General features: G+C 69.9%; 15 protein-coding genes. 11 read left to right on the top strand and 4 right to left on the bottom strand.

The features are described from left to right. Positions 1 to 163: 163 nt before the first annotated feature. Complete coding sequence (locus AB5J56_RS17630; RefSeq protein WP_369233696.1) at positions 164 to 1,498, bottom strand: alpha-2,8-polysialyltransferase family protein; 1,335 nt, start codon at positions 1,496 to 1,498, stop codon at positions 164 to 166. Next, on the bottom strand, positions 1,495 to 2,475 hold the full coding sequence (locus tag AB5J56_RS17625; RefSeq protein WP_369242611.1) for a glycosyltransferase family 2 protein: 981 nt from the start codon (positions 2,473 to 2,475) through the stop codon (positions 1,495 to 1,497). The genes AB5J56_RS17630 and AB5J56_RS17625 overlap by 4 nt, the downstream gene beginning before the upstream one ends. A gap of 198 nt (positions 2,476 to 2,673) precedes the next feature. Between AB5J56_RS17625 and AB5J56_RS17620 the strand changes: the two genes are divergently transcribed. Genes AB5J56_RS17620 through AB5J56_RS17605 form a run of 4 tightly spaced genes read left to right on the top strand, consistent with a single transcriptional unit; the run spans position 2,674 to position 7,476 of the window. After that, complete coding sequence (locus tag AB5J56_RS17620) at positions 2,674 to 3,981, top strand: DUF6716 putative glycosyltransferase (protein ID WP_369233695.1); 1,308 nt, start codon at positions 2,674 to 2,676, stop codon at positions 3,979 to 3,981. 32 nt (positions 3,982 to 4,013) lie between these two features. Then, positions 4,014 to 5,408, top strand: a complete 1,395-nt coding sequence (locus AB5J56_RS17615) for an HAD hydrolase family protein (RefSeq protein ID WP_369233694.1) — start codon at positions 4,014 to 4,016, stop codon at positions 5,406 to 5,408. A 14-nt stretch (positions 5,409 to 5,422) separates the two neighbouring features. Next, positions 5,423 to 6,361: an N-acetylneuraminate synthase family protein gene (locus tag AB5J56_RS17610; RefSeq protein WP_369233693.1), complete on the top strand. Its 939-nt coding sequence runs from the start codon at positions 5,423 to 5,425 to the stop codon at positions 6,359 to 6,361. 41 nt (positions 6,362 to 6,402) lie between these two features. Then, positions 6,403 to 7,476 carry a hypothetical protein gene (locus AB5J56_RS17605; RefSeq protein WP_369233692.1) on the top strand — a complete coding sequence of 358 codons (1,074 nt, stop codon included), beginning with the start codon at positions 6,403 to 6,405 and terminating at the stop codon, positions 7,474 to 7,476. 63 nt (positions 7,477 to 7,539) lie between these two features. Here AB5J56_RS17605 and AB5J56_RS17600 read toward each other — a convergent pair whose 3' ends face one another. Both AB5J56_RS17600 and AB5J56_RS17595 read right to left on the bottom strand, forming a co-directional pair. Continuing rightward, on the bottom strand, positions 7,540 to 7,776 hold the full coding sequence (locus AB5J56_RS17600) for a hypothetical protein (protein ID WP_369233691.1): 237 nt from the start codon (positions 7,774 to 7,776) through the stop codon (positions 7,540 to 7,542). Positions 7,777 to 7,866: 90 nt separating this feature from the next. Continuing rightward, a complete protein-coding gene (locus tag AB5J56_RS17595) occupies positions 7,867 to 9,429 on the bottom strand; it encodes an MFS transporter (RefSeq protein WP_369233690.1) in 1,563 nt (520 codons plus the stop codon). A gap of 149 nt (positions 9,430 to 9,578) precedes the next feature. On the opposite strand from AB5J56_RS17595, the gene AB5J56_RS17590 reads away from it, so the two are divergent. The 7 genes from AB5J56_RS17590 to AB5J56_RS17560 all read left to right on the top strand — a co-directional run bounded on the left by AB5J56_RS17590 (position 9,579) and on the right by AB5J56_RS17560 (position 17,518). Then, positions 9,579 to 10,055, top strand: coding sequence for a MarR family winged helix-turn-helix transcriptional regulator (locus tag AB5J56_RS17590; protein ID WP_369233689.1), 477 nt, complete (start codon positions 9,579 to 9,581; stop codon positions 10,053 to 10,055). Positions 10,056 to 10,337: 282 nt separating this feature from the next. Continuing rightward, on the top strand, positions 10,338 to 11,561 hold the full coding sequence (locus tag AB5J56_RS17585; protein WP_369242609.1) for an amidohydrolase: 1,224 nt from the start codon (positions 10,338 to 10,340) through the stop codon (positions 11,559 to 11,561). Between the two features lie 277 nt (positions 11,562 to 11,838). Then, the gene (locus AB5J56_RS17580) at positions 11,839 to 12,894 is read left to right on the top strand and encodes a BMP family protein (protein ID WP_369233688.1); all 1,056 of its coding nucleotides are present in this window, start codon (positions 11,839 to 11,841) and stop codon (positions 12,892 to 12,894) included. 280 nt (positions 12,895 to 13,174) lie between these two features. After that, the gene (locus tag AB5J56_RS17575; protein ID WP_369242607.1) at positions 13,175 to 14,701 is read left to right on the top strand and encodes an ABC transporter ATP-binding protein; all 1,527 of its coding nucleotides are present in this window, start codon (positions 13,175 to 13,177) and stop codon (positions 14,699 to 14,701) included. Continuing rightward, the gene (locus AB5J56_RS17570; protein WP_369233687.1) at positions 14,698 to 15,822 is read left to right on the top strand and encodes an ABC transporter permease; all 1,125 of its coding nucleotides are present in this window, start codon (positions 14,698 to 14,700) and stop codon (positions 15,820 to 15,822) included. The genes AB5J56_RS17575 and AB5J56_RS17570 overlap by 4 nt, the downstream gene beginning before the upstream one ends. Further along, entirely contained in the window at positions 15,822 to 17,108 is a 1,287-nt protein-coding gene (locus tag AB5J56_RS17565) for an ABC transporter permease (protein ID WP_369233686.1), read from the top strand. The genes AB5J56_RS17570 and AB5J56_RS17565 overlap by 1 nt, the downstream gene beginning before the upstream one ends. After that, entirely contained in the window at positions 17,105 to 17,518 is a 414-nt protein-coding gene (locus AB5J56_RS17560) for a cytidine deaminase (RefSeq protein WP_369233685.1), read from the top strand. The genes AB5J56_RS17565 and AB5J56_RS17560 overlap by 4 nt, the downstream gene beginning before the upstream one ends. The last annotated feature ends 25 nt before the right edge of the window (positions 17,519 to 17,543 follow it).

The raw sequence follows: 17,543 nt of genomic DNA, 5'->3' as shown, positions 1-17,543 counted from the left end.
CAACGCTTCTCCTTACCGCTTTCTCTCGTTCACCCGTGCTTCGCTTTGTATCGCCGGATCTCTCGCCATGGCCCGGGAATTCTCCCGCGCAAACGGGCGCGGGCCGGGACCTTGGTGATCCCACCCCGCGCCCGTCGCCGCGCGATGACCTTGCCGAGACCGCTCAGCGGCGTACCACCCGCCGCAGCGAACGCGCCCGGCGCGCGACACGGCGGACCGTCGCGTTGCGCGGCAGGAACGCCAGCTGGGCCGGGACCGCGCCCGGCAGCGCCAGCGAGGTCAGCCGCTTGCGCTTGAAGTACCGCCAGATGTGCGGGTTCAGATGGTGCGTCAGATACTTCTCGGCGGCCGGGCGCAGGCCGGGATAGATCTTCGCCTGCATGGCGAAACCGACGGCCCTCAGGAGGCCGTTGAGGTCGGCGATGTCCATCCCCGGCCGCTGTTCGGCGACCGCCGCACGGTCCGTCAGCTCGGGCAGCAGGGCGTCGACGATGGTGACGGGGACGCGGTTGCTGTTCTCGTAGGGCGCCAGGCGGTCGAGGAGCGAGTCGGTGCCGATACGGGCGACCGGCAGGCCGTAGAGCGCGGACGCCGTGAACAGGGCCGTGGAGAAGCAGCCGACGACCAGAGCGGGGCGCATCCGCTGGTAGAGGACCTCGGCGAGGACCGGGGTGTCGAGCACCGTCAGGTCGACGCCGATCTTCTCCGCCTCCTTCTCCAGGATGCGGGACCAGCGGGCCGGGGCGGTGGGATGCGGCTTGAACACCACGCGGGTGTGGCCGAGTTCGACGGCGCCCTTCAGCATCCGGACGTGGAGGTTCTCCTCCTCCTCGGTGGTGAGGATGTCGAGCGCGGAGAGGTACTGGCCGAGGAGCAGGGCCGGTTCGTCGATGACGGGCAACTCGGCACCGGTGTCCTCCAGTTCGGCGAGCACCTTGACGAAGGCGTCCGTCGGCACGATCTCCGGTGCGACGCCGAACTCGGTGAGCAGGAGCGGCGTGAGGCCGGGGACCAGGTCCAGGTGGAGGAGCCGGGTCACGCGCGTGCCGACCAGCGGGTCGATCTTGTTGCGGGTGGGGCCGTAGCTCATCAGGCCGTCCGCGTAGACCGTGACGGGCGCGCCGGTGAAGATCTGCGTGACGCCGAGTGCCGGGTTGACCTGGATGGACTCGACGGCGAGCTCGACGTCGTCGTCACCCAGGTTCCACGCCAGCCGCAGATGCCGCTCCCACAGCGGTACGTCGTCGGGGCGCGGGGTCCAGCCTCCGGGATGGAAGGGGGAGATGGTCTCGTTCCAGGAGACCACGTCGTCGAAGCGGGCGCGCACCCGGTCGAAGCCGGGCATCTCGTCCACGCCGGGTGTCGTCTCGGGCGTCGCCGCGTTGTTCGAGACGAGCAGCACGCGCCGGTCGGCGGGGGCGAAGCACTCGCTGTCGAGCGCCGCCGCGAGCGTGGCCGCCCCGTACAGCGTCGAGGCCATGAAGATCTGCGTGGTCACGCGGCCACCCCCGTGGCCGGAGCCGGACGGCGGCGCAGCCGGCGCAGCCGCGTCGCGCGCTGCAGGTCCATCGAGTCGAGGGCTTCGTCGAGCACGTCCTGCGGCATACGCCGCAGAGCGACGGCACTCATCGACTTCAGTTTCCGCGCCACGGACGGCTCGAACCTTTCGATGGATCCAAGATGATGGGAAATGATGGCGCAATATGTTCGAACGGCTTTGGGGAGAAGCTTTTCCGCGTCCCGGTCCTCGGCGGTTTCCGCCACAACCTGGTCGAACGCGCGAATGAAATCGAGCTGGCGCACGTCCCCGATCTGGGTGAGAGAGGAAGCCACACCACGCCGGTAGAACACACCGAGAAGCCCCACCGCGGCGAAGGATTCCGCCTCCCGGTGCAGCTTCCAGATCCACGGCCGGTCCTCGGCCGTACGCAGTCCGTCGGTGAAGTGCAGCAGGCCGCGGTCGAGGAGCCGGCGGTGGTAGATGCCCGCCCAGGCGTAGGCGTAGTCGACGGAGGTGGACCGGTCGGTGGGGAGAATCGCGTCGCGCGGGTTCATCACGACACCGCGCCTGCCGTGCGGAACCCGCGAGACGGTGCGGGCCCGCGCGGTGCACTGGACATGGTCCGTGCGGACGAAGTCGCAGCCCAGGTCCTCTATGGAGGCCACGAGCTGCTCGAAGTAGCCGGGGGCGATCCAGTCGTCCCCGTCGAGGAACGTGAGGTATTCGCCGCGCGCCGCGTCGATGCCGGTGTTGCGTGCGGTCGCGAGTCCTCCGTTCTGCTCGTGTCGGACGTACACCGCACCCGGGAGCTCGCGCTCCGCACGCGCGAGAATGTCCGGGGTCTCGTCGCGAGAGCAGTCGTCGACGAGAATGAATTCGAAGTCCCCGCGGGCGTTCGCACGCAGGCTCTTCAGGGTGTCGGGTGCGTATTGCTGCACGTTGTAGAACGGCACGATGACGGAGAGCTTGACCACGCGATCGACGTTAGGCGGCGGCCCGGCATTCGTCTTGACCGTTGGTGAGATGCCAGGTGAACGAAGCGTGGCGGTACCGTGAACCACGCTCGGTTTCACGCCGATCGGTGGCCGATTCGCCATTCGTCGATGTGCTGTTAACCGTTTGTTGCATTCTGGTTGGGCCGCTCCTCGAAATGGGTTCCTAGCGTTTGGGGCGTGCCAGCAAGTACCTCGAAGTCCCTGCGGGTTGCCGTCCTCGCCGATTCCGATACCCGGTGGAAATGGGGCTCGCTCACCGCGAACCGCATCTCACCGGCCGATTCGGACATCCGGCTCGACGGCTACCTCCTGCGCGGCCGTGCCACCCCCACCGCCCGCCAGCTCGAAGAGGTCGGCGTCCGCGCGGACTCCCTCCGCGAGGTCACCGGCGTCGAGTTCCTGCGCGCCATGGAGCAGGAGGAGTACGACGTCCTCGTGCTCGCCCTCGTGGGCGGCGCCGTACAGGCGATGCTGCACGGACTCGCGAACCTCTGGCAGGGACGCGGGCGGCGGCCCGTGGTCGTCACCGGCTATGTCGGCGTCGTCTACGAGAAGCTCGCCGACGGCCTGCTGCTGCGGCACGGCGCGGACCTCGTCCTCGCCAACTCCCGCCAGGACGCGGACCGTTTCCGGGCCGTGTACGAGGGAGTGGGCGCCGACGCCGGATCGGTGACCGAGGTGGCGCTGCCCTTCCTCGGCGGGGACACCTACACGAAGAACGACCCGTACACGGTCGTCTTCGCCGCGCAGCCCTCCGTGCCGGAGAGCCGCAAGGACCGTACGTACCTGCTGAACCGGCTGATCGGGCACGCACGGTTGCACCCCGACCGCGAGGTCCTGCTGAAGCTGCGCTCCAGGCCGGGCGAACACACCACGCACATCGAGGAGTTGCCCTACCAGAAGCTGGCCCAGAAGACCGACCTGCCGGCCAACTTCCGCCTCGTCTACGGGCACATGGGCGAGGTCCTCGACCGCACCGACCTGCTGGTCACCATCAGCTCCACGGCGGCCCTGGAGTCCCTGCACCGCCGTATCCCCACCGTCGTCCTCAGCGACCTCGGGGTGCGCGAGGCGCTCGGCAACCACCACTTCGTGGGCTCGGGATGCCTGGCCTCCTGGGACCAGCTCGACGACGGCCACCAGCCGTTGCCCGACGAGGAGTGGGTGGCACGGCAGGGCGTCGCCGCCGACGGCTCGTACGAGACGGCCTTCGACATGGCGCGCGCCCGCATCACCGGGCTGCTCGCCGCCGGTGAACTCCCGCCGCTGCGGCCGTACTACACGCCCGTCACCGCGCCCGGCTACCTCCCCGGCATCCTCGCCCGCCACCACCTCGGCCCGGACGGGAGCCCACTGCCCGGCGCGCCCGCGGCGGACAAGGAGCCCAGCCCCGTACGGCAGATCGTGCGCCGCGCGGCACGCGGCGCCTACCGCCACGGAGTGCAGCGCGTGGCCCCCGTCATCCGGCGGATGGGCGAGCTGTGAGCGCCTCCATCCCCTCCCAAGGAGTACAGCGAATGTCCCACTCGGAAGCGGGCCAGGCGGCGCACGTACGCCGTGTGCTCGCGGTCATCCCCGCCCGCGGCGGTTCCAAGGGCGTCCCCGCGAAGAACCTCGCCCCTGTCGGGGGAGTGCCCCTGGTGGCCCGCGCCGTACGCGAGTGCCGTGCCTCCCGCCTCGTCACGGACGTGGTCGTCTCCACGGACGACACCAGGATCGCCGCCGTGGCCCGCGAGGCCGGCGCCGAGGTCGTGCTGCGCCCCGCCGCGATCGCCGGCGACACCGCCACCTCCGAGGCCGCCGTCCTGCACGCCATGGACGCCCACGAGGCGCTCCACGGCTCCCCGGTCGACGTGGTCCTCCTCGTCCAGTGCACCAGCCCGTTCATCGTCCGCGAGGACGTCGACGGCGTCGTGAAGGCCATCACCGACAAGGGCGCGGACACGGCCCACACGGTGGCCCCCTTCCACGGCTTCGTGTGGCGGGACGCGGACGACGAGTTCGCGTCGCGCACCGGCGTGGCGGCCGACCGTGCGCCGGGACAGGCCGCGCCCGTGGCGGATGCCGCCGCGCGAGCGCACGGCGAAGCCGGCGCGGCGCGCGCCACCACGGCGGTCGCGCTGGACGAGGCCGGCCGCCCGGCGGAGTCCCGTGCCGCCGCAGGCGGCTACGGCATCAACCACGACAAGTCCTTCCGCCCGCGCCGCCAGGACCGCCCCCAGGACCTCCTGGAGACCGGCGCCGTCTACGCCATGGACGCGACCGGCTTCCGTACCGCCAAGCACCGGTTCTTCGGGCGTACGGAACTCGTGCGGACCGACCCCGCGCGCGTGCTGGAGATCGACGACCCGCACGACCTCGCCCGGGCCCGGGCACTGGCGCCGCTGTTCGACGCCGACCGTCCCGGCGCCCTTCCGACCGCCGACGACATCGACGCGGTCGTCCTCGACTTCGACGGCACCCAGACCGACGACAGGGTGCTGATCGACTCCGACGGACGGGAGTTCGTCTCCGTGCACCGCGGAGACGGACTCGGCATCGCGGCCCTGCGCAAGAGCGGGCTGAAGATGCTGATCCTGTCCACGGAACAGAACCCGGTCGTCGCCGCCCGCGCACGGAAGCTCAAGATCCCCGTGCTGCACGGCATCGACCGGAAAGACCTCGCACTCAAGCAGTGGTGCGAGGAGCAGGGCATCGCGCCGGAGCGCGTGCTCTACGTCGGCAACGACGTCAACGACCTCCCGTGCTTCGCCGTAGTCGGCTGGCCCGTGGCGGTCGCGAGCGCCCACGACGTCGTACGCGGCGCCGCACGCGCGGTCACCACCGTTCCCGGTGGCGACGGCGCGATCCGAGAGATCGCCGGCTGGATCCTCGGTCCCTCTTTCGACTCTCTCGACTCCCTCGACAAGTAAGGAACGGCTTCACCATGAGCAACAACTCCCGTCTGCGCACCTTCGGTTCGAAGACCGCCGGCCCGGGTCACCCCGTCTACGTCGTCGGTGAGATCGGCATCAACCACAACGGCGACCTCGAGAACGCGTTCAAGCTGATCGACGCGGCCGCCGAGGCCGGCTGCGACGCCGTCAAGTTCCAGAAGCGCACCCCGGAGATCTGCACCCCGCGCGACCAGTGGGACATCGAGCGCGACACCCCCTGGGGTCGCATGACCTACATCGACTACCGCCACCGCGTGGAGTTCGGCGAGGACGAGTACCGCCAGATCGACGAGTACTCCAAGAGCAAGAACATCGCCTGGTTCGCCTCCCCGTGGGACACCGAGGCCGTCGCCTTCCTGGAGAAGTTCGACGTCCCCGCCCACAAGGTCGCCTCCGCCTCCCTCACGGACGACGAGCTGCTGCGCTCGCTGCGCGCCACCGGCCGCACCGTCATCCTCTCCACCGGCATGTCCACCCCGAAGCAGATCCGCCACGCGGTCGAGGTCCTCGGTTCGGACAACATCCTTCTCTGCCACGCCACTTCGACCTACCCGGCGAAGGCGGAGGAGCTGAACCTCCGCGTCATCAACACCCTCCAGGCCGAGTACCCCAACGTCCCGATCGGCTACTCCGGCCACGAGACGGGCCTGCAGACCACCCTCGCCGCGGTCGCCCTCGGCGCCACCTTCGTCGAGCGCCACATCACCCTCGACCGCGCCATGTGGGGCTCCGACCAGGCCGCCTCCGTCGAGCCGCAGGGCCTGACCCGCCTGGTCCGCGACATCCGCACCATCGAGGCCTCCCTCGGCGACGGCGTCAAGAAGGTCTACGAGTCGGAGCTCGGCCCGATGAAGAAGCTGCGCCGCGTCTCGGGCGTCGTCGCTGAGGCGGAGATCGCCGCGGCCGCCGGTGAGCCGGTCTCGGTCTGAGTACCTCCTCAATTCCCTTACGACGGGACGGTCTTACGCCGATGAGCCCCCGCGCCGGTTCCTCCGGCCCCCACACTCTCGCCTTTGTCGAGAGCCCGGTGCAGCTGCTGAACGTCCTGGAGTGGGCGCACACCCACGCCCTCCAGGACCCCGGCGCGGGGCTCACCCTCGTCGTCCTGTCCCCGAACGACCCCATGACAAGGGGGCAGTTGCGCCGGATGGCGGAGCTCGCCCGCGACGAGGGGCACCAGGTGCGCTGGGAGGAGGCGCGGGGCGGCACCACGGCCCCGTTCCACACGGTGGGCGGTCTCGCGCCGCTGCTGCGCAAGGCCAAGCGCATAGTGATGGGCGACCCGTTCTCCCGTTACGTACAACTGCTTCTGACCATCACGAAGGCCCGCGAGCTGGTCGTCGTCGACGACGGCACCGCGACGATGGAGTTCGTCTCCCAACTCGCCCGCGGTGAACGCCTGGTGCGCTGGCACCGGCGCGGCGGCCGCCCGGGCCCGCGTGACGTGCTCTTCGCCCCGATCTCGTCGTCGGCCCGGCGCCGCCTGACCCCGAGCGAGAGACGCCAGGTCGAGATCTTCTCGTCCATGCCGATCGACTCGGCCCCGGACGGCGTCCGCATCACGGCCAACGACTTCTCCTGGACCCGCGCCCGCTTCGGCCCGCCCCGCATCACCAAGGGCGCGGACCTGGTCGGCACGTCCCTCGTCGAGACCGGCGTCGTGGACGGCGACCGCTACCTCGAAGCCGTCGCCGCCCTCGCCAAGACGCACGGCGCGACCCGCTACTTCGCCCACCGCCGCGAGAGCGTCGACAAACTCCACCGGCTGGCCGCCGAGACGGGCCTGGAGATCGTCCGTCCCGACCTCCCCCTCGAACTGATCGCCCGCCGCGGCCCCATCGGCCGTACGATCCTCAGCTTCCCCTCGACGGTCGTCCACACCCTCCCGCTGGCCCTGGTCGGCACGGACGTCCGCGTCGCCGTCTGCGACATCGACCCGAGCTGGCTGACGGAGAACGCGTCACCGCGCGCCCAGGGGTTCCTGTCGGGGGTCACGGGGACGGCCCGGGACGTGCACCGGCTGTCGGCGGTCAGTGCGGTGTAGGGCGAGAACAGGGCTGGACATGGGTGAGGGCCGGGAACACACGTTCCCGGCCCTTGTGTTGAGTTACGGCTCCTCGTCGTCCCGCCAAGTGAACCCGGCGAGGCCGGTTCCGCTGCCGGACCGAGCCTCACCGCCTCCGTCCCGCACCCGGCGCCGTAGAAACCACACCACGGCCCCCAGCGCCCACCCCGCGAGCATCATCACGACGAGGCCCGTGAGCACCAGGCCCGCCGTCCCGAGGAACCCGAACTTCGCCAGCATCCAGGGGATCTGGTCCTCGCCGCATCCGCACGCCTGCATGTGCGCAGGCTGCCCGGCGCGGGCCCGGAACGCACGCTCCGTGGCCCAACAGCCGTGTGGCGGTGATGGTTCCGGGACCGGGGCGAGCCGTCAGGCCCGGTCGGACGTGAGGGCCTCGGGCGCCTCGACGGCTTCCGCCGCCTCGACCGTGTCGCTCGACGAGGCCACCGGCGACGTCCCGCCCTGCTCGTCCTTCAGCGGGTGGATGTGCCGCAGGCCGAACCCGGCGACCACCGAGACCAGCGCGAAGGCGGCGCCCGCCAGGACGAAGCTGAGGGTGAACTGCGACTCGGCGGGGAGCGGGGGAACACCCGGCGGCAGGTTCTCGATCGTCTTCGAGGCGAGCACCGTGGTGATCATCGCGCTGCCGATCGCGCTGCCCGTGGAGCGGGCGATGGAGTTGATGCCGTTGGCGATACCGGTCTGCCGGGGCGGGACGCTCGTGACGATGATGGCCGGCATCGAGGCGTATCCCAGGCTGATCCCGGCACCGACCAGGATTCCGGCGACGATGACCGACGCGGCGTGCGTGTGGTCCAGCGCGACCAGCGCGAACCCGGCGGTTCCCACGAGCGAGGCGAGGACGAGGACCTTGCGGGGCCCCTGGTGCCGTACCAGCTGACCACCGATCGGCGAGGCGAGCAGCGACACGATCGTGCTCGGCAGCAGGAACTCCACTGCGGCGCGCAGAACGGTGGCGTCGAAGCCGTAGCCGGTCAGCGCGGACGGCATCTGCGCGAGGTAGGAGACGCCGATGAACAGGGCGAACATGCCGAACCCGACGAGCAGTCCGGCGAGGTTGGCGAAGAGCACCGGGCGGTGCGCGAACATCCGCATGTCGACGAGGGGTTCGCGGACCTTGCGCTCGACGAACACCCACACCACCGCCATCACCACGGCACCGGCGAACGCGCCGAGCGTGCGGCCGCTGGTCCAGCCCCACTCGTGGCCCTGGGTGATGGGCAGCAGGAGCAGCACGAGGGTGGCGCCGAGCGTGAACGCGCCGAGGATGTCGGTGCGACCGCCGCTGCGGTGGTCCTCGTGGGTGGCCGGGACGAGGAAGGCGACGGCGAGCAGGGCGAGCACGGCGAGGCCGGTGGCCAGCCAGAACGCGCTGCGGTAGTCGGGGTTGTCGCCCGAGGTCAGCAGGCCCACGGCGACGAGCGCGAGCCCGCTGCCGAAGGCGAGGGTGCCGCTGACGAGGGCCATCGCACCGGGCAGCTTCGCCGGGCGGACCTCCTCGCGCAGCACGGACAGGGCCAGCGGGAAGATCGCGGTGGCGGCGCCCTGGAGGACCCGGCCGACGATGAGCCACGCGAGCGAGTGCGTCACGGCGGCGAGGACGGAGCCCGCGACCATGACGCCGAGGACGGCGAGCAGGGTGCCCTTCTTGCCGTGCTGGTCACCGAAGCGGCCGAGCAGCGGGGTGAAGACGGCGGCGGACAGCAGGGTGGCCGTCGTGACCCAGCTGACCTGGGCGGGCGTGGCGTCCAGGTCGTTCTGGATGAGGCTGAGGATCGGGACGACCAGCGTCTGCATCATCGACACGACCATCGCGGCGAGGCTCAGCGCGAAGACGATGACCGTCTCGTTGCGGCCGCCGGCTGCCGGTGCGGCAGCGGTAGAGACCCCGGTGGGTCTGGTGGAGCTCATGGGAAGGGGCCTCCGGGTCTTGCATCAGCTTGCTTCATGTACTGAAAGCTTGAAGTCCTCAAGCAACTGCACAGACGGTAGGCCCAAATGCTTTAGGTAGTCAAGTTAATGTTTGAAGTCATCAAGTACCGTGGGTTACAGTCCTGGACATGAGCGCCAGCACCCCGCACGCCGCCGCCTCCGTCGCCGCCCCCGCCCCCGCCCCCGCCAAGCTCGACCTCCTGGAGCTCCTGGCGGCGATCGGCGCCGCCCAGTGGCGGGACTTCGTCGGGGCCGCGGAACGTCACGGGCTGACCGGCATGCAGGCCAGGGTCATCGCCCAGCTGGTCGTCGCCGGGCCGCTGCCCATGCGGGGCCTGGCCGACCGCCTCGTCTGCGATGCCTCCAACGTCACCGGCATCGTGGACCGCCTGGAGAAGCAGGACCTGGTCCACCGCGAGCCCTCGGCCACCGACCGCCGCGTCAAGAACGTCGTCCTGACCGACAAGGGCCGCGAGACGATCCGCCGGGTGCGAGCTGAGATGCAGGCCACACACGGCGCCCTGGACACCCTGGACGACGACGACCGCGCCGCCCTCTATGCCCTGCTCAGCCGCCTCCGGCCGTCGATGGAGGGCTCCGCCTGACACCCGGCGATGCGGTGAATCCCGTGGGGCCCGTCTGGAGCACCGCTCGACCGAGAGGCGATCGCGCGCACCCGGGGCTCGATCTGTGGGACCGTGGAGAGCGGGAGGGGGCTCGTATCGGACCAAGATCCAACCGATCGAAAAATCGGGCGAGTTTACCCATCTCCAACGACAGCTATGCGTCGTGCGGCCAGATTTTCTTCCCCTAACGGGCTGAACTTTTGTTGATCGTGGGTCAGTTGGCCGTCCCGTCGCCCTACCCTTCAGAGGGTGAACCAACTGATGTCCCGAGAGTCCGAGGCCGACCTCCCCGGGGAAACCGTGCTCCCCGGCGCGCTGCCCGAGGCACTGCGCGCCGAACTCGTGGCGTTCCGTCGCGACTTGCACATGCACCCGGAGCTCGGCAACCAGGAGTTCCGCACCACCGCGGCGATCAAGGCCCGTCTGGAACAGGCCGGCCTCAAGCCCCGGGTGCTCGCCATCGGGACCGGGCTCATCTGTGACATCGGCGACTGGGACGGCGTACGCCCCATGCTCGCGCTCCGTGCCGACATCGACGCGCTGCCCATCCCGGACACCAAGGCCGACTGCGTCTACCGCTCCACCGTGCCCGACCGCGCCCACGCCTGCGGGCACGACGTGCACACCACGGTCGTCCTCGGCGCCGGGCTCGTCCTCGCCGAACTGCACAGCAAGGGGCAACTGCCGCAGGCCGTACGGCTGATCTTCCAGCCCGCCGAGGAGGTGCTGCCCGGCGGCGCGCCCGACGCCATCGAGTCGGGCGTCCTCGAGGGGGTCGGACGGATCGTCGGCGTGCACTGCGACCCAAAGGTCGACGCGGGGCGCATCGGACTGCGGCACGGCGCCATCACGTCCGCGTGCGACCGGCTCGAGGTCTCACTGGACGGCGCGGGCGGCCACACCGCGCGCCCCCACCTCACCACCGACCTCGTGACCGCCGCCGCCCGCGTCGTCACCGACGTGCCCGCACTGGTCGCCCGCCGTATCGACGCCCGCAGCGGGCTCGCGGTCACCTGGGGGCGCATCGAGTCGGGCCACGCGTGCAACGTGATCCCGCAGCACGCCGAGCTCTCCGGGACCGTGCGCTGCCTGGACCTCGAAGCGTGGCGGCACGCGCCCGACCTCGTGCACGCCGCCATCGACGAGATCGCGAACCTCTACCGCGCGAAGTCGGAGATCAACTACATCCGCGGCGTCCCGCCGGTCGTGAACGACCCGGCGGTGACGGACCTGCTGCGCGACGCCATGACCGCGCGCCGCGGATCGCATGCGATCGAGGACACCCAGCAGAGCCTCGGCGGCGAGGACTTCTCCTGGTACCTGGAGCATGTGCCCGGCGCCATGGCCCGCCTCGGTGTCCGCACCCCCGGGGACCGGGTCAGCCGTGACCTGCACCAGGGCGACTTCGACGCGGACGAGTCGGCGATCACGGTGGGCGTGGAGATGTTCACGGCGGCGGCGCTGCTGGACGCCGCGAACGACTGAGCAGGTGGCTCGGCCTGGGGCATTGCGCCGCCCGGCGCAATACCGTTGTAAGCCAATCGTGCACAGTCCGTGCACGAGCGTGGTGATCACCAAGAGTCCGAGTTCAGACGCCGTTTGCCTCGAATCGATAACGGCTTCGGAAGAGGTCTTTTTCTGACATCTACGCGCGTTACGATGCCGCGAAGCCGACGCCGACGGGGCGTCCTGGCTCGAGCACTGGCATGGTGCTCACATCAAGCGCCGACATGGCGCTCAGGTCAGGTGAAGGAGCCTTCCCGTGCGCCGGGTAGCCAAGCTTTCCGCTGCGTGTATCGCGACCGCAGCACTCGCACTGTCCGCCACCGCGTGTGGCAGCACGTCCTCCGACAACGACAGCTCGTCCTCCACCGAGTCCTCCGGCAAGGGCGTCAAGATCGGCCTTGCCTTCGACGTCGGCGGCCGTGGCGACCACTCCTTCAACGACTCCGCCGCGCGCGGTGCCGACAAGGCCAAGAAGGAGTTCGGCGGTGAGCTCAAGGAGCTGACCGCGAAGACCTCCGACACCGAGGCCGACCGCGAGCAGCGACTCTCCGACCTGGCCGACGCCGGCTACAACCCGGTCATCGGTGTCGGCTACGCGTACGCCGCCTCCATGACGAAGGTCGCCGCGAAGTACCCGAAGACCAACTTCGGCATCATCGACTCCGTCGTGGACACCAAGAACGCCGACAGCATCACCTTCACCGAGGAGCAGGGCTCCTACCTGGCCGGTGTCGCCGCGGCGCTGAAGACCAAGAAGAACCACGTCGGCTTCATCGGCGGCGTCGACGTTCCGCTGATCAAGAAGTTCGAGGCGGGCTTCGTCCAGGGCGCCAAGGACACCAAGAAGTCGATCCAGGTCGACACCCAGTACCTGAGCCACGGCTCGGACACCTCCGGCTTCGCCAGCCCCGACAAGGGCAAGGAGGCCGCGTCGGGCATGCTCGACAAGGGCGCCGACGTGATCTACTCGGCGGCCGGCTCCTCCGGCAACGGCTCCATCGAGGCCGTCAGCGGCGTCAAGGGTGCCTGGGCCATCGGCGTGGACTCCGACCAGTACAACATCCCGGGTCTCGCCAAGTACAAGAACTCGATCCTGACCTCGGTCATCAAGAACGTCGACATCGGCGTCTACGACCTGATCAAGTCGGTCAAGGACGGCAAGCCGCTCACGGGCACCCACACCTACGCCCTCAAGGACGGCGGCGTGTCGCTGGCCACCAGCGGTGGCTTCATCGACGACATCAAGACCCAGCTGGACGCGGCTCAGAAGAAGATCGCCGACGGCGAGATCAAGGTCAAGACGACCCCGTGATCTCATGGTTGCGGCGAGGCTCCGGCCTCGCCGCGGCCCCTCGGTCCCGACCGTCTCGGTGACCCGGCGGCCTGCCCCGTCGCCCCGGCACGGCGGACCTGGCTCGACGAGGGGGAACCTCCACCACGTTCCCCCACGTCGAGCCATAACAATGTGTCAACTCTACGCGTGTAGCGTGGAGTTGCCGCGCTAGCGTCGCCGACGCCTGCCCTCCCCACGCAGCCCCTTCCCCCGAGGAGAGTGCGCCATCAACGCGTCCAGCCCTCCCGCTGCCGTCGAACTGCGCGGCATCACCAAGCGTTTCCCCGGAGTCGTCGCCAACCGCGACATCGACATCACCGTCCGCTCCGGCACCGTGCACGCCCTCTGTGGTGAGAACGGCGCCGGCAAGTCCACCCTGATGAAGATCCTCTACGGCATGCAGCAGCCGGACGAGGGCACCATCACGGTGAACGGCGAGCAGGTCACGTTCCACAACCCCGCCGACGCCATCGCGCGTGGCATCGGCATGGTGCACCAGCACTTCATGCTGGCCGACAACCTCACGGTTCTCGAGAACGTCGTCCTCGGCGCGGAGAAGCTGCACGGCATCGGCTCCAAGGCCCGCACGAAGATCAAGGAGATCTCCGACGCGTACGGCCTGAACGTCCGGCCCGACGTCCTCATGGAGCAGCTCGGTGTCGCCGACCGCCAGCGCGTGGAGATCCTCAAGGTCCTCTACCGCGGCGCCAAGACCCTGATCCTCGACGAGCCCACCGCGGTGCTCGTGCCGCAGGAGGTCGACGCGCTCTTCGACAACCTGCGCGAGCTCAAGGCCGAGGGCCTCACGGTCATCTTCATCTCCCACAAGCTGGGCGAGGTGCTGTCCGTCGCCGACGAGATCACCGTCATCCGGCGCGGCACCACCGTCGGCACCGCCGACCCCAAGACCACCACCTCCAAGCAGCTCGCCGAGCTGATGGTCGGCAGCGAACTGCCCACGCCGGAGACCGAGGAGTCCACCGTCACGGACATCCCGCTGCTCGACGTGGCGGCGCTGCGCCTGACCCAGACCGACCTCGACGGCGTCGAGCGGATCATCCTCGACGACATCACCTTCACCATCCACCGCGGCGAAGTCCTCGGCATCGCGGGCGTGGAGGGCAACGGCCAGTCCGAACTGGTCGAGGCGATCATGGGCATCCGGGACCCCGACGCCGGCGTCATCACGCTCGGCGACGCGGACATCTCCCACGCGCCCACCCGCCGCCGCCGCGAGGCCGGCATCGGCTACATCCCCGAGGACCGGCACCGCCACGGACTGCTCCTCGAAGCGCCGCTGTGGGAGAACCGCATCCTCGGCCACGTCAGCGAGCGGCCCAACTCCCGTGGCGCACTGCTCGACCTGAAGGGCGCCCGCGCCGACACCGAGCGCATCATCAGCGCCTACGACGTCCGCACGCCCGGCATCGAGGTGACCGCCGCCTCGCTCTCCGGCGGCAACCAGCAGAAGCTGATCGTGGGCCGCGAGATGAGCCACGCGCCCAAGCTGCTCATCGCCGCCCACCCCACCCGCGGTGTCGACGTCGGTGCGCAGGCGGCGATCTGGGACCACATCCGCGAGGCCCGCCGCGAGGGCCTGGCCGTGCTGCTGATCTCCGCCGACCTGGACGAGCTCATCGGGCTCTCCGACACCCTGCGGGTCATGTACCGCGGCCGCCTGGTCGCCGACGCCGATCCGGCCACCATCACGCCCGAGGAGCTGGGATCCGCCATGACGGGTGCGGCCGCCGGCCACCTGGAGCACACAGAGGACGACGCCCGATGAAGAAGCTGACCTCACGGATCGACAAGGAGCGGCTGCTGCTCGGTCTCGCGGCGCCGCTGCTCGCGCTCGTCGCCGCGATCGTGGTCACCGCCCTGGTGATCCTCGCCACCGGCAAGAACCCGGGCGCCGCGTTCAGCGACATGCTGACCTACGGCTCCGCCAGCGACAGCCAGGTCTACATCCTGAACAAGGCGACGACGTACTACCTGGCGGGTGTCGCGGTGGCCATCGGCTTCCGTATGAACCTGTTCAACATCGGCGTCGACGGCCAGTACCGGCTCGCCGCCTTCATGGCCGCCGTTCTCGGCGGCGCGCTGACCGTGCCGGGCTTCATCGCCATCCCGCTGATGATCCTGTGCGCGATGCTCACCGGTGCTCTGTGGGCGGCCATCGCCGGCATCCTGAAGGTGACCCGCGGCGTCAGCGAGGTCATCTCGACGATCATGCTGAACTCGATCGCCACCGCGGTCATCGCCTACCTGCTCCAGCCCGAGCAGCTCGGCCAGCTCGACCAGGCGGGCACCCTCGTCTCCACCAAGCCGCTGCCCCACTCGTCGTACTTCTTCAACATCGACGCCGGCGCGGCGGGCACGCTCTGGGGCTTCATCGTCATCGCGGTGATCGTCGGCGTCGCCTACTGGTTCGTGCTCGGCCGCACCCGGTTCGGCTTTGACCTGCGCACCGTCGGCCAGTCGGAGACGGCGGCCGCCGCGAGCGGTGTCAGCGTCAAGAAGATGATCGCCACCAGCATGATCATCTCCGGTGCGGTGGCCGGTCTGATCGGCATGCCGACCCTCCTCAACGACAGCCACCAGTTCAGCAACGACTTCCCGGCGGGCATCGGCTTCACCGGTATCGCCATCGCGCTGCTCGGCCGCAACAACCCCATCGGCATCGCGCTCGGCGCCCTGCTCTGGGGCTTCCTGGAGCGCACCACGAACCACCTCGAGTTCGAGGGCTACGACAAGGAAATCCTCGGCGTCATCCAGGGCGTCATCGTCCTGTGCGTCGTCATCGCCTACGAGGTCGTACGCCGGTACGGCCTCAAGCGCCAGCAGCAGCGGGTCGGAGCCGAGCTCGCCGCCCAGGCCGCCCCGACCGAGAAGCAGGAGGTGGCGTGATGACTGCCACGATGACCGACACGCCGCCGCCCGCGGCGCCCAAGGCGGAGTCCACGGGCAAGCGCTCCGGCCGCTCCCTGGGCCGGATCCTCATGATCGTCGCGGGCGCGCTGCTGCTCGTCTCCATGGTCCGCGTGATCACCGGCGCCGACCAGCTCACCAACGACGGCCAGATCGCCGCCGCGCTCGGCCTCGCCGTGCCGATCGGCCTCGCCGGTCTCGCCGGCCTGTGGTCCGAGCGGGCCGGTGTGGTCAACATCGGCCTCGAAGGCATGATGATCCTCGGCACCTTCGGCGCCGGCTGGATCGGCTGGCAGACCAACCCCTGGCTCGGCCTGCTGTGCGGCGTCGGCTTCGGTGTCCTCGGCGGCCTGGTGCACGCCGTCGCCACCGTCACCTTCGGCGTCGACCACATCGTCTCCGGTGTCGCCGTCAACCTGCTCGCGCTCGGCTTCACCCAGTACCTCGCCAAGGTCTTCTTCGCCGAGGGCGACGCCGCGGCCAAGGGCGGCAACCCGAAGCAGTCCCCGCCGGTGGACTCGCTGGGCGACATCACCGTGCCCGGCCTCTCCGACGCCCTGGAGAAGATCCAGAACCACCACTGGTTCTTCATCTCCGACCTGGCCGGCATCCTCGGCGGCCTGGTCACCAACGTCTCCGTGGTGACACTGCTCGCGGCCGTCCTGTTCGTGGTCAGCGCCCTCGTGCTGTGGCGCACGTCGTTCGGTCTGCGGCTGCGCTCCTGCGGTGAGAACCCGATCGCCGCCGAGTCCCTCGGCGTCAACGTCTACAAGTACAAGTACATCGCCGTGGCCATCTCCGGCGGTCTCGCCGGTCTCGGCGGCGCCTTCCTCGCCCTGGTCACCTCGCACAGCTACCTGGAGGGCCAGACCGGCGGGCGCGGTTACATCGGTCTCGCGGCGATGATCTTCGGCAACTGGCGGCCGGCCGGGCTCGCCATGGGCGCGGGCCTGTTCGGCTACTCCGACGCGCTCCAGCTGCGCAACGGCGGCGAGACCGTGCACGCGCTGCTGCTCATGTTCGTCGTGCTGCTGGCGCTCCTCGCGGCCTGGAAGCTGTACAAGAAGTCGTTCCTCCAGGGCATCGTCAGCGCTGGCCTCGGCGTGCTGGTGCTGGTCTGGTACCTGATGACGGATGACGTTCCGAGCGACTTCGTCGGCGCCACGCCGTACGTCGTCACGCTGCTCGTGCTCTCGCTGTCCGCCCAGCGGCTGCGGATGCCGAAGGCGGACGGCATGCGCTACCGCAAGGGACAGGGCAAGTGACCTCCGCCGACAAGGCCTCCACGGCCGTCGACTGGGAGGCCCTGCGCGCGGCGGCCCGGGACGCCATGTCCCGTGCGTACGCCCCGTACTCGAGCTTCCCGGTCGGTGTCGCGGCCCTCGTCGACGACGGCCGCGTCGTCACCGGCTGCAACGTCGAGAACGCCTCGTACGGGCTCGGACTGTGCGCCGAGTGCGGACTGGTCTCGCAGCTGCAGAACACCGGCGGCGGCCGCCTGACGCACTTCACCTGTGTCGACGGACGGGGCGAGATCCTCGTGCCGTGCGGGCGCTGCCGCCAGCTGCTCTACGAGTTCGGCGGAGCCGAGCTGATCCTGGAGACCCCGGCCGGAATCCTGCCGCTCTCCGAGATGCTCCCGCAGGCCTTCGGGCCGGAGCATCTCACCAAGTAACGCCTGTGCGGCCCCTTCCGACGAC

Origin of the sequence: Streptomyces sp. R21 (assembly GCF_041051975.1) — a bacterium.
In the GTDB taxonomy this organism is placed as follows: domain Bacteria; phylum Actinomycetota; class Actinomycetes; order Streptomycetales; family Streptomycetaceae; genus Streptomyces.
The sequence above is the reverse complement of the archived record's forward strand: the minus strand, read 5'-3'. Positions and strand labels throughout refer to the sequence as shown.